The 11,332-nt window shown below is 65.7% G+C and carries 11 protein-coding genes, 3 pseudogenes and 1 other annotated feature; of the genes and pseudogenes, 8 read left to right on the top strand and 6 right to left on the bottom strand.

The genetic code is table 11. The features are described from left to right. Positions 1-228: heavy-metal-associated domain-containing protein (locus tag KTN05_RS14460; protein ID WP_254368237.1), on the top strand; the 228-nt coding region annotated here is incomplete at its 5' end. A 369-nt stretch (positions 229-597) separates the two neighbouring features. Here KTN05_RS14460 and KTN05_RS18720 read toward each other — a convergent pair. Together KTN05_RS18720 and KTN05_RS18715 are read right to left on the bottom strand one after the other, a co-directional pair. Continuing rightward, positions 598-1,044 (bottom strand): annotated as a pseudogene (locus KTN05_RS18720) (chromate resistance protein ChrB domain-containing protein); the annotation flags it as partial. Between the two features lie 12 nt (positions 1,045-1,056). Beyond that, complete coding sequence (locus tag KTN05_RS18715; RefSeq protein WP_371823377.1) at positions 1,057-1,437, bottom strand: rhodanese-like domain-containing protein; 381 nt, start codon at positions 1,435-1,437, stop codon at positions 1,057-1,059. 198 nt (positions 1,438-1,635) lie between these two features. On the opposite strand from KTN05_RS18715, the pseudogene KTN05_RS14450 reads away from it, so the two are divergent. The 3 genes and pseudogenes from KTN05_RS14450 to KTN05_RS14440 form a co-directional block, all read left to right on the top strand. Next, positions 1,636-2,375: pseudogene (locus KTN05_RS14450) on the top strand (IS3 family transposase); the annotation flags it as partial. Beyond that, positions 1,917-2,033 (top strand) — a sequence feature (AL1L pseudoknot). Its footprint overlaps the pseudogene before it by 117 nt. Positions 2,376-2,436: 61 nt before the next feature. Further along, entirely contained in the window at positions 2,437-3,462 is a 1,026-nt protein-coding gene (locus KTN05_RS14445) for an IS110 family transposase (protein WP_217330106.1), read from the top strand. Positions 3,463-3,647: 185 nt separating this feature from the next. Then, positions 3,648-4,319, top strand: a pseudogene (locus tag KTN05_RS14440) (IS66 family transposase); the annotation flags it as partial. A 295-nt stretch (positions 4,320-4,614) separates the two neighbouring features. On the opposite strand, the gene KTN05_RS14435 reads toward KTN05_RS14440, so the two are convergent. Genes KTN05_RS14435 through KTN05_RS14425 form a run of 3 tightly spaced genes read right to left on the bottom strand, consistent with a single transcriptional unit; the run spans position 4,615 to position 6,883 of the window. After that, positions 4,615-6,114: an IS66 family transposase gene (locus tag KTN05_RS14435; RefSeq protein WP_217330105.1), complete on the bottom strand. Its 1,500-nt coding sequence runs from the start codon at positions 6,112-6,114 to the stop codon at positions 4,615-4,617. Between the two features lie 59 nt (positions 6,115-6,173). Continuing rightward, complete coding sequence (gene tnpB / locus KTN05_RS14430; protein ID WP_217330104.1) at positions 6,174-6,521, bottom strand: IS66 family insertion sequence element accessory protein TnpB; 348 nt, start codon at positions 6,519-6,521, stop codon at positions 6,174-6,176. Then, positions 6,518-6,883 carry a transposase gene (locus KTN05_RS14425; RefSeq protein ID WP_371823376.1) on the bottom strand — a complete coding sequence of 122 codons (366 nt, stop codon included), beginning with the start codon at positions 6,881-6,883 and terminating at the stop codon, positions 6,518-6,520. The genes tnpB and KTN05_RS14425 overlap by 4 nt, the downstream gene beginning before the upstream one ends. 28 nt (positions 6,884-6,911) lie before the next feature. On the opposite strand from KTN05_RS14425, the gene KTN05_RS14420 reads away from it, so the two are divergent. The 3 genes from KTN05_RS14420 (at position 6,912) to KTN05_RS14410 (ending at position 10,025) form a co-directional block, all read left to right on the top strand. Next, positions 6,912-7,286 (top strand): hypothetical protein, encoded by a 375-nt coding sequence (locus KTN05_RS14420; protein WP_217330102.1) that lies wholly within the window; start codon positions 6,912-6,914, stop codon positions 7,284-7,286. Then, entirely contained in the window at positions 7,286-8,776 is a 1,491-nt protein-coding gene (locus tag KTN05_RS14415) for a TniQ family protein (protein WP_217330101.1), read from the top strand. The genes KTN05_RS14420 and KTN05_RS14415 overlap by 1 nt, the downstream gene beginning before the upstream one ends. Before the next feature lie 334 nt (positions 8,777-9,110). Then, positions 9,111-10,025 carry an MYG1 family protein gene (locus KTN05_RS14410; RefSeq protein WP_217330100.1) on the top strand — a complete coding sequence of 305 codons (915 nt, stop codon included), beginning with the start codon at positions 9,111-9,113 and terminating at the stop codon, positions 10,023-10,025. Between the two features lie 24 nt (positions 10,026-10,049). On the opposite strand, the gene KTN05_RS18485 is transcribed toward KTN05_RS14410, so the two are convergent. Further along, complete coding sequence (locus KTN05_RS18485) at positions 10,050-10,181, bottom strand: hypothetical protein (RefSeq protein ID WP_256449530.1); 132 nt, start codon at positions 10,179-10,181, stop codon at positions 10,050-10,052. Between the two features lie 32 nt (positions 10,182-10,213). Here KTN05_RS18485 and KTN05_RS14405 point away from each other — a divergent pair, with 32 nt between their 5' ends. Continuing rightward, positions 10,214-11,188, top strand: coding sequence for a glutathione S-transferase family protein (locus tag KTN05_RS14405; protein WP_217330099.1), 975 nt, complete (start codon positions 10,214-10,216; stop codon positions 11,186-11,188). Positions 11,189-11,332 lie beyond the last annotated feature (144 nt).

Below are 11,332 nucleotides of genomic sequence, written 5' to 3'. Positions count from 1 at the left end.
ACGACCATGACCCAGAAAACCATCCTCCGCAGCGACGAGCTTTCCTGCCCCTCCTGCGTGCCGAAGATCGAGAAGGCCCTCCGCGGCCTCCCCGGCGTCGAGAAGGCCGAGGTGCGCTTCAATACCGGCAAGATCGAGGTCGAGCATGACCCCGCGCAGTCGAGCGTCGATGCGCTGGTCGAGGCGATCCGCGGCACCGGCTACGAGGCCCGGCCCTCGGCCTTCTGACCGGCACCCGCACCGCCGCGCCCGCATAACCGGCGCGGCGGGTCCGTCTTGCAGGAACGAATGGAAAGGAGGGACAGGATGAGCACTCTTGTCACGAATATCGAGGGCGTCGTCGTGAACCCCGCGCGGCGGCTGTCGAACTGACAAATTGCGGACGCTGGCGCCGGGTTCCCCGGCGCCAGTCCGATCAAGGTCAACTTACCACATTCAGGCCTCTTCGGCACGGCTCGCGCGGCTCTTCCTCCGCGCGAGCCAATCAGAGGAAAGCCCATGTCCGGGTGGCTTCGGTCAGCGAGGGGAACTCCGCCCGAGCGCCTGAGATGGCAGTTCCAGTGTTCGGCGCGGGCTGATGGATGATCCTGACATCGCTCATGACGTGGCTCCTGCCTTGGCACTGGGCCAGTTGTGGGTCTCGCCGGTCGCATCGCGGGCCCAGCGGTAAAAGGCGTCATAGAGGCTCATGCCCGCCGCGAGCTGCTCCAGGTCACTCGGGTGCATGCGCGAGAGTCCGAGCGAGGCTGCAAGGAGCCCCGCTGCCTCGGGCGCAAGATCGAGGCGGGCGGTATCGGCGCCGCGCACGATGGTGGCCAGCTTATCTAGCGCGAGCAGGGAAAGGCCGAACTCCATGAGCAGGACATCGAAGGTGCAGAACTCGCCTCGGTGGCTTCAGAACACGCCCTCAACATCGAAAGGCATGGAGCCCCAACGCTCGGCTATGCTCGACACCTCGCCGGGGGCGACAAAGAGAAATACCGCGCGCGGGTCAATGAAGCGGCGGATGAGCCATGGGCAGGCGATGCGGTCGATCTTGGGCCGCGAGCGCGTGACTCAGAGACTGCGGCCCTGATCGTCATGGGCGGTGATCTTGCCAGGATCGATGAGCGGCAGCCCGGCGGCCGTCCAAGCGGACTGACCTCCTTCGAGATACTCGGCGGCAAGTCCGAAGTGCCGCAGCCACGCGGCTGTGCCTTGGCTCCGGCCGTGCCCCTCGGCGCAGACCACGACAACTGTCTGGCCCGCGAGTTCCGGCGCGAGCCGCTGGAGGGTTGCCGATGCGAGGTCAGTGTCGGCCAACCGTCGGGCACTTGGCAGGAGGCGCGGGTCCGATCTGCGCAGGGCCTCACTGCGAACATCAAGGATAGCAGGACAGCGTGGAGTGCCGACGAGCTTGGAAAGCTTCTCGGCGCTGATTGCGTCAGGCGCAGGCATGGGCGTTCCCCCGAAACATGGGTCATGGGTGAAACGCGCGCTTCGGCTGTCGCCTCGTGGGGCGGCGCCGACCCCATGGGAAAAGGAATGACCGTCGGCAGGTGCTTGTCAATGGGTCAGACCTGCAGGCGTGAACCCAGAGGGATGAACCGCGCCGGGTCTGCCGGAGGCTTCAACTCCTGAGTAGGATGAAGCCCTATGAGCAAGACGACGAACGAGTATTCCGCCGAGGTGCGTGAGCGTGCGGTGCGGATGGTGCTGGACCATGAAGGTCAGCATCACTCCCGCTGGGCGGCCATCGTATCGATCTCTGCCAAGATCGGCTGCGCGGCGCAGACGCTGAACGAGTGGGTCAAGAAGGCCGAGGTCGACAGCGGCCGCCGCGCCGGCATCCCGGCCGAGATGGGGGAGCGGCTGAAGGCTCTCGAGCGCGAGAACCGGGAGCTTCGCCAGGCCAACGAGATCTTGCGCAAGGCGTCAGCATATTTTGCGATGGCGGAGCTCGACCGCCGGTCGAAATGATGGTGTCGTTCATCGACGCGCATCGAGGGACGCACGGGGTCGAGCCGATCTGCAGACTGCTGCCGATCGCCCCGTCCACCTATTACGATCACCTGGCGAAGCGGGCCGATCCGTCGCGGCTGTCGGAACGGACGCGTCGGGACCAGGCCTTGCGCCCCGAGATCCGTCGCGTGTTCGAGGAGAACTGGCGCGTCTACGGCGTGCGCAAGGTCTGGCGGCAGCTCGGCCGCGAGGGCGTCGACATCGCCCGTTGCACGGTGGCGAGGCTGATGAAGGACATGGGTATTCAGGGCATCATCCGGGGCAAGCCGCACAGGACGACGATCCCCGACAGATCGGCGCCTCGTCCGCTCGACAAGGTGAACCGGCAGTTCCGGGTGCCGGCGCCAAACCTGCTTTGGGTCAGCGACTTCACTCGGAGTAATTGATCCCCCGCGCTCTCCGGCGGTCATATGGCCCACCCAGGAGGAGAGTAACATGGAACGATATTACGTAGGCTTGGACGTCTCGAAGGACGAGACGGCGATCTGCGTGCGGCACGAGGACGGGCGGGTTGTGCGGGCCGGCAAGTGCGCGACCCGGCCCGACGCAATCTGCGCGACCCTTGATGGTCTGGAACACGGGCTGGTGCGCGTGATACTCGAGACTGGGCGCATGGCGAACTGGTTGCACGACGAGCTGGCCAGCCGGGGGATGCCGGTCGTGTGTGTCGACGCCCGTCAGGCGCATGCGGTGCTGGGACAGATGCACAACAAGACCGATGCCAACGACGCGGCGATGCTCGCCGAGCTGGCGCGAACCGGATTCTATCGCAAGGTCGCGGTGAAAAGCCGTCAGGCCCAGGAGCGACGGGCGCTTCTCGCGGCGCGGGATGCGGCGATCGGAGCGCGACGCAACGCGGAGAACACGATCCGGGGGCTGCTTGCCAGCTTCGGCCTCCGTCTTCCTGATCAGCCCCGCACATATGATGGACGCGTCCGAGCCGCCCTGGAGGGCAACGATGTCCTGACCCGGATCATTCTGCCGCTGCTGGCGGTGCGCACCGAGGCGCTGCGGCAGGCTGCAGCGCTGACCAAGGAGTTGGTCCGGCAGACGAAGTATTGCGACGCTTGCCGCCGGCTGATGACCATTCCGGGCGTGGGCACGATCACCGCCTCGACTTTCGTGGCGACGATCGACGCGCCAGGACGCTTCGCGAAGTCCCGCTCGGTTGGTGCTTATGCCGGGCTCACCTCGCGACGGCATCAGTCAGGCGCCGTCGACTACGGCGGACGCATCTCCAAGCGCGGCGATCGGATGCTGCGCACAATGTTATACGAAGCAGCCAACAGCCTGCTCTGCCGCGTGAAGCCGGGGCGCGGCCAGGCGCTCAAGGACTGGGCCGCCGCGGTCAAGCGGAGGACCAGCCACAAGAAAGCCGTGGTCGCGCTTGCCCGCAAGCTCGCCGTGATGATGCATGCGATCTGGGTCAGCGGTGGCATCTTCCAGGCACGGGAGGCATGATGATGACCGACAGCTGACGAACAGCCCCGCGATCACAGTTGCCGCGTCGGCCAGAGCGGCAGGCAACGGGACGAGCCCGCGAGATCTACATGCGGATCTTCGGATACCGCGCATTTCACCTTCGGGACGCCCGAGGATCGCAGTGAGCGGTTGGACATCGTCCCGGCCCAGTTGGCCGCGCGGGCGAGAATGCCGAAACATTCCTGACCGGCTTTGACGGCATTCTGCAGATCGATGGGTATTCCGGCTACAACAGGCTGACTAAACCCTCGCGCAAGGGCGGCGCCCCCATTCGGGTGGCCCATTGTTGGGCGCACGCAAGGCGCAAGCTGAAAGAGGTCTTCGACCGCGACGGATCAGAGATCGCCGCCGAGGGCTTGCGCCGCATCGCCGAATTCTATGCCGTCGAGGTCGATATCCGTGGGGTCTCGCCCGAACAGCGCCTGTCTGCCCGTCAGGCCCGCACCGCGCCACTGGTCGCGGCCTTCGGAGAGTGGCTGCAAGCGCAGCGCCGCAAGATCTCCGCCAAGTCCCGCCTCGGCGAAAAGCTTGCCTACATCCATAACCATTGGGCCGGCCTGCAGACCTTCCTGACCGATGGTCGCGTCGAAATCGACAGCAACAGGGTCGAAAATCTGATCCGTCCCATTGCCCTCAATCGCAAGAACGCGCTCTTCGCCGGCCATGATGAAGGCGGCATCGCATGGGGCCGCATCGCCTCGCTAATCGAGACCTGCAAAATCAACGGGATTGAACCCTTCGCTTACCTGAAGGCCACCCTGCAGGCCATTGCCAACGCTCACCCTCAGAGCCGGCTCGACGACCTCCTGCCCTGGAACTTCAAACCGTCAAGCTGAGAGCACAGTGGGCGCCAGCGAGCGCTTACGATGTTACGGGGGCGTCCGTTCTTTACTGAGGGGTATTAGCTCCCCCCTCCATCCCCCAGCCCCCAAGAGCGAAGCTCCTCGAAGGGGGCCTACCTAGAGACCAGACACACCAAAGCCCCCCTCAGTCCCCCCACACATCCACTACAGGGACACGAAGGGCTCACAGGGGCCAGAGGACCTGTTGGAGGAGACCCTGATGAAGGAGGATGTAGATGGGGGATTTGGGTGAAGGAGCTAGGAGGTCGGTATCCGTCCGGTCTGAGGGCTACCGGGTCCAGTGCCACGGCAGCAGTTCGTCGACCTTGGTAATCCTGTAGTCTGGGATGCGGGCGATGGTGTCGGCCAGCCAGGCTTGGGGATCGACGCCGTTCAGCTTGACCGTTTCGATCAGGGTGTAAGCGATGGCGGCGGCCTTGCCGCCGGCTTCGGAGCCGACGAAGAGGTAATTCTTCCGTCCGAGGGCAATGGCGCGCATGCCGCGCTCAGCCGTGTTGTTATCCAGCTCGAGGATGCCGTTGGCGAGATAGGGACGCAGGCGCTCCATCCGCGTCAGGGCATAGCGGATCGCGGCGGCCAGCGGGGATTTGCCTGAGATGCGGGTCAGTTGCATGGCCAGCCAGAGCTCGAGATCGTTGAAGACCGGGGCGGCGCGGGCCTGACGAAGCTCGACACGACGGTCGGGCAGCAAGCCTCGGGCCTCCTTCTCGACGGCATAGAGCTGGGCGATCCGGCGGATGGTCTCTTCGGCGATCGGAGAAGCCTGGGCACGATGGATGTCGACGAACTTGCGCCTGACATGGGCCATGCAGGCGACCTCGCGGATCTTGCCGGAGCGGTAGAGGTCTTCGAACCCGGCATAGCCGTCGGCATGCATCCAGCCGCAGAAGCGGGCGAGGTGATCCTTCGGGTGCTGGCCCTTGCGGTCGCCGGAGAAGCGATACCAGGCAGCCGGGGGCGCCGCCCCGGCCCATGGCCGTTCGTCCCGGGCATAGGTCCAGAGCCGGGCGGTCTGGGTCTTGCCGGTGCCGGGCGCCAGCATCTGCACCGGCGTGTCGTCTGCAAAGATCGCCTCGGCCGAAAGGACATGGCGGCCGATGGCGTCAGCCAGCGGTTCCAGCAGCGCGGTGGATTTGCCGACCCAGTCGGCCAGCGTGGAGCGATCAAGGTCGAGGCCCTCGCGCTCGAAGATCTGGCTCTGACGATAGAGCGGCAGGTGATCGGCATATTTTCTCACCAGCACATGGGCGAGCAGACCCGGTCCGGGGCGGCCACGTTCGATAGGGCGGGAGGGCAGCGGGGCCTGGACGAACCGCTCACAGCAGGCGCAAGTCAGCCGCGGCCGCACGATCCGGTTCACGATGAAGCGGCCCGGGACGTATTCCAGCTCTTCCGTCACGTCCTCGCCGATCCGGCGCAGGCGACCGCCGCAGTCGGCACAGGCGTCGGTGCCGGGGGTCAGCTCCACCTCCGTCCGGGGGACATGATCTGGGATCGGGCGGCGCCTGGGGCGGTCCTTCTCTTCGATGTCTGGCAGCTTGAGCCGTGCGGTCATCGCTGCGGCAGCGATCTCGCTGGTCTCGAGCGCCAGATGAAGCTGCTCGGCCGTCTCGGAGGAAGCTCCGAACCGGTGCGCCCGGTGCCCGGCAAGTTGGTGGCGGAGCTTCTCGATCAGGACCGCCTGAGCCTTCACCTCGGCCAGGAGCCGAGCGGTGAAGCTGCGCAGTTCCTCGGGATCTTCCGGCAGGATGGCGGGCTCGTCGAGCATGAGACGAGCTTATCCTGCTGGATTCCGCGTGGGAATCCTCAACGATCAGGACCAGTCCCTTATCCGGCCGCCAAGGGCTGCCAAGTCCGCTGCGGGGCTCGCCAGTCGATCCCTTCCAGCAGCATCGACAGCTGCGCGGCCGTCAGGGCGATCCTGCCCTCCGTTGCCGCAGGCCAGACGAAGCGCCCCCGCTCCAGCCGCTTCATGAACATGCAGGCGCCTTGGCCATCCCACCAGATCACCTTCACCAGATCGCCCCGCCGGCCCCGGAAGACGAAGAGATGCCCGGCGAACGGATCCTGCTTCAGCACCGCCTCGGCCTGCGCGGCCAGCGCCGCGAAGCCCTTGCGCATGTCCGTCACCCCGGCCGCGAGCCACACTCGCGTGTTGGCCGGAACCGGGATCATGCCGACAGACCCCGGATCAGCCGCGCCAGAGCCTCGGGATCGTAGCGCCCCGTGATCCGCATCCGCTGCCCGCCGGCGAGCTCGATCTCGATCCGGCCCACCTCGGCGGCCGGCGCGGCGGGAGCGGCAGGAAGCTCCCTGGTATCCTGCACGATCTTGACCGGCAGAAACTGCGCACCATCGCCCGAGCCCGCCTCAGCCTCGGGCGCAAAGCGTGGATCACGCAGCCATTTGAAGATCAGGTTCGCGTTGACCGCGTAACGCCGCGCGACCTGAGCAACCGAAACGCCAGGCGCAGTCGTCTGAAAGCAGATCGTCCGCTTCTCCTCATCCGTCCAGAGCCGCTTCGTCCGACGCGCCACGTCCGCCCCATAGTGTCCACCATCCATAGTGGACACTATCGATCACTCTCTCACCGTGGCAGAGCGGTCACGCCGGACGGATACCATCGCTGCCGGAGGTGCGGATATGCAGCGTTTCAAGCGGTTCATCGAGACCTGCTGCAAGAAGCTTGATCTCTCTTTTCCTGACGACCCGTCCTTCGCCGAACGCATCGCCTTTTCGCAGAAGGCGGGCCTCGGCCGCTCTCTGGCCTTCGCGAAAGCGACGATCCGCCGGGCGCTGATCAATCGCCAGCCCACGGTGTCCTTCGAGGATGCCCGCCGGATCTGGCTTCTGAATGGCGGCAGTGACGGCGAGCCGACACCCTTCGATCCAGGTGACTGGCCGGAACAGCGCAAGCTGCTTGAAAGCCGCGGCTGGTGATGGCCATGCTCGCGCCCTTCGTGCCTTACGATCCGGCGGAGACGGCTCAGTCCTATGCCGGGCGCCTTTCCATGCTCCACACGGGGCAGCGTGCCGCGCGTCTTCTCGAGGATTGCGGAGTGAAACCGGCGCGCTTCTCCGCCGGCCATTTCGAAGAGGTCGCCCGGTTCGCGGAGGCGGTGGGGGAGGACCCTGCGGCCCTGCAGGCTGGCACCATCCGGACGCTGTCCCGCTACAACCGCTTCCGCCAGGAAGACTTCTCCCGAACGGTTCTGTCGCCGCGAGTCCGGCAGTTCTGCCCGCATTGCCTCCGCGAGGATGGACCAGGGGCCGAGTGGCGTCATCGCCTGGAATGGTGCTTCTGGTCGTTTCCGATGTGTGCCCGACATCGCTCGGCCCTCGTTGAGGTTCCTCGCGAGGGTGTCGGCGATATTCGCGGTGCCGTGGAACGTGCTGGCGGCCTCGACGTAGCCGAAATGATGACGGCCGGCGCCGAGGGTGGCCGATGCCTCGTCTGGCTGGGTGACCGGCTTCGTTCGGCGCAAGACTCGAGCTGGCTCAATGATCAGAGCATCGAACAGGTGCTGAACGCCTCGGAGATGCTGGGGATGGTGCTCGACCACGGCCAGGACGTCCGCCCGGCGAGGCTGTCGCGGATGGAGCGGGGCGACGCGCTTGAGACTGGTTTTCTCATCTACGAACAGGGGGGCGAGGCGGTTTACGCGGCACTGGACGACATACGATCCAAGGCTTCGGCCACAGCTATTCAAGCTGGTCCTCTGGCAATGTATGGCGTTCTCTACGACTGGGTAGACCGGCGCTCACAGCTGATTCCGCCGGGGCCAGTTCGAGAGGTCCTGCGCGAGCACATCCTGGATCACGATGCCTACATGGTCGGTGAACGGCTCCTCGGCGAGGTGGTGACGGAAAGGCGCCTGCACTCCGTGAAGAGCCTCGCCCTGACCCTGAAGGTTGACCGTCGACGCATGTCACGGCTTCTGCAGAAACTGGGGCTGGTGCCCGAAGGCGCGACGGACGGTGAGAGTGGCCGCCTCGTCTTCCAGGTTCATGACGTCGAGCAACTGATCAGCGACTACGAGACTGGAACCCCGCTTGCGGACGTGCCGGAATATATCGGGGCCACGCACCGCCAGACCTTGGCCTTCTATCGCGCCGGCCTTTTGCCCGCGGTCATCCCGGCGGACGCGCCTGGTGCCGTGCGCGGCGTGATTGTCGCGAGGCGTGTTCTGGATGAACTGCTCGCTCGAATCGGCGCACTGCCAAGCCTGGATCATGATCAGCGCTACCAGGCGTTGACGGTGGGGAAGGCGTGCCAACGCTATGGCAGGCCAGCGGACGTGCTGATCCGAGACGTCCTGGCAGGAAAGATCGCGGCATACCGGACGTTTGGGGAACCACGTCTCCACGCGGTGCGGGTTCTGATGTCGGACATGGTGGCTTCGCAACATGCCAAGGTCATCCAGACCTAGTCGATCTATCTTGCATCCATGGCTGCGCGCATGGCACAGGGTCCGCAACGGCGGACCCTTTTCGTTTTCGCAAGCACCGGCGACCGCACAAACCTTTGCACCGAGCAATGTAAACCTTTGCTCCTAGTCTGATTTATGCTATTGTTTTCACAGGATAAATGTCTTGTCTTGGCAGCAACTATGCCCCGAACAACACTTTGTTGTTTGGGGCAAAGTTGCTGCCGGCTGAGGGTATGGCTGGGGGTATGTTTGTCCGGTTTGGGGCAAAGGTTTCGTAAGCCGTTGATCCTTCGGCGGCCGCCTCCGGGCGGTCATCTGCTTTTCAGGATACCCTATGACCATCGCCCATCTCGTCACCCATTCCGGTGGCTTTCACGCCGACGAGCTTCTCTCCTCGGTCATCCTGACGCGGCTCTATCCGCAGGCGCAGCTCGTGCGGTCGCGCGATGAGGCTTGGACCACGCCCGCGCCGGACCGGGTGATCTATGATGTCGGCGGGGATTATGACCCGGCGCGGCTGGTCTTCGACCACCACCAGAAGAACCCGCCGCTGCGCGAGGACGGTCGGCCCTACAGCTCCTTCGGGCTGGTCTGGCGGCATTTTGGGCTGGACTACCTGCGGGCGCTGAGCGTGCCCGAGGGCGATCTGGCCGCCGTCCATGCCGATTTCGACGCGGATTTCGTTCTGCCGATCGACCTCGTGGACAATGGCGCGCTCAGCCCGGCGGGACCGCTGGCGGGTCTGTCCCTGCCGAAGCTGCTCGAAAGCCTCAAGCCGGTCTTCGACGACCGCCGCCCGGATGCGGAGGCCCGCGCCTTCGACCGCGCGCTGACCGTCGCCCGCAGCTTTGTCGAAGCCGCCATCCAGAACAAGCTTGCCCGGCGCCGGGCTGCGGCCGTGGTGATGAACGCCATTGCCGCCGCGGGAGACGGGCGCATCCTGGAGCTGCCGGCGGGCATGCCGTTCCGCTCGGCGGTGGTGAAGGCGGGTGCGGACCACCTGCTGTTCGTGATCCACCCGCGCGAGACCGACTGGGTTCTGGCCGGCATCCGCCGCGACGACGAGGGTTTTGCCCTGCGCGCCGACCTGCCCGCAGGCTGGGCCGGTCTGACGGACCGGGCGTTCGAGGACGCCTCGGGGGTGAAGGGCGCGCGTTTCTGCCACAACGCCCGCTTCATCGCCGTCGCCGCAGACCGCGAGGCTGCGCTGGCGCTCGCGCGTCTGGCGGTGGAGCAGGCGGAGAGCTAGGCGGGCGGCGATGCGCCCACATCTTCAGCGGGTCTCGGTCAGCACCCGGCAGACCTGATCGCCGGTCTCGGACTTGAGCCGGTACGGAAGCTCGCCCAAGATGTAGCCATGGCGGCGCGCGCGTTCCGCGCCGGTGGAACCGCGGCGAGGGGCCATACGTCATTATCCGACAGGATGGAGGGTTGCAGATGGGACTGCTCGTGGACGGGAAGTGGCAGGACAGCTGGTATGACACCGGCAGCACCGGCGGGCGGTTCGAGCGCACGATCACCCGATGGCGCAACTGGATCACGGCGGACGGCTCGGCCGGGCCATCGGGCGAAGGCGGGTTCGCGGCCGAAAGCGGGCGCTATCATCTCTATGTCAGCTATGCCTGTCCCTGGGCGCATCGCACGCTGATCCTGCGGGCGATCAAGGGGCTGGAGGACCATATCTCGGTTTCCGCCGTCCATCCCGACATGCTGTCCGAAGGGTGGGAGTTCCGCACCGACTTTCCCGGCGCAACCGGCGACACGCTGTTCGGCGAGCGGTTCCTGCGCGACATCTACCTGCGCGCCGATCCCCGCGCCTCGGGTCGGGTGACGGTGCCGGTGCTGTGGGACAAGGCGCGGGGCACCATCGTCTCGAACGAAAGCGCCGAGATCCTGCGGATGCTCAACTCCGCCTTCGACGGGATCACCGGCAACGACGACGACTACTGGCCCCCGGCGCTGCGCGAGCAGTGCGACACGCTCAACGCGCGCATCTACGACACCGTGAACAACGGCGTTTACAAGGCCGGCTTCGCCACCACGCAGGAAGCCTATGACGAGGCGATCCACCCGCTGTTCGACAGTCTCGACTGGCTGGAGGAGCTGCTGTCGCGGAACCGCTATCTGACCGGCGACCGGCTGACGGAAGCGGACTGGCGGCTGTTCACGACGGCGGTGCGGTTCGATCTGGTATATCACACGCATTTCAAATGCAACCGCCGGTGGCTGCGCGACTACCCCAATCTCTGGGGCTGGACGCGCGAGCTCTACCAGTTCCCCGGCGTGGCCGGGACCGTCCATTTCGACCACATCGTCCGGCACTATTACTGCAGCCATCCGACGATCAACCCCTATGGGATCATCCCGATCAACCCGGTGATCGACTGGACCGAACCGCACGGGCGGGGGTGAGGGACCGGCGGGCGGCATGATCTTCAGGCTTTCCGCCGGCAGGATGCGGGTCCGCCTGAACGGGGGCGTCCGGGCATCGCAGGACAGCCGAAGAACGCCGCAGAACCGGAATGACCCGGCCGGAGTTTCCCAGGTGGATGAGCC

It is taken from the genome of Paracoccus sp. Z118 (assembly GCF_019061185.1).
Classification (GTDB): domain Bacteria; phylum Pseudomonadota; class Alphaproteobacteria; order Rhodobacterales; family Rhodobacteraceae; genus Paracoccus.
The sequence above is the reverse complement of the archived record's forward strand: the minus strand, read 5'-3'. Positions and strand labels throughout refer to the sequence as shown.

Coding starts and splice junctions, on each gene's coding strand:
- KTN05_RS18715 (WP_371823377.1), bottom strand. CDS start 1,437: ATGCCTGCGCCTGACGCAATCAGCGCCGAGAAGCTTTCCAAGCTCGTC.
- KTN05_RS14445 (WP_217330106.1), top strand. CDS start 2,437: ATGGAACGATATTACGTAGGCTTGGACGTCTCGAAGGACGAGACGGCG.
- KTN05_RS14435 (WP_217330105.1), bottom strand. CDS start 6,114: ATGCTCGACGAGCCCGCCATCCTGCCGGAAGATCCCGAGGAACTGCGC.
- tnpB (WP_217330104.1), bottom strand. CDS start 6,521: ATGATCCCGGTTCCGGCCAACACGCGAGTGTGGCTCGCGGCCGGGGTG.
- KTN05_RS14415 (WP_217330101.1), top strand. CDS start 7,286: ATGGCCATGCTCGCGCCCTTCGTGCCTTACGATCCGGCGGAGACGGCT.
- KTN05_RS14410 (WP_217330100.1), top strand. CDS start 9,111: ATGACCATCGCCCATCTCGTCACCCATTCCGGTGGCTTTCACGCCGAC.
- KTN05_RS18485 (WP_256449530.1), bottom strand. CDS start 10,181: ATGGCCCCTCGCCGCGGTTCCACCGGCGCGGAACGCGCGCGCCGCCAT.
- KTN05_RS14405 (WP_217330099.1), top strand. CDS start 10,214: ATGGGACTGCTCGTGGACGGGAAGTGGCAGGACAGCTGGTATGACACC.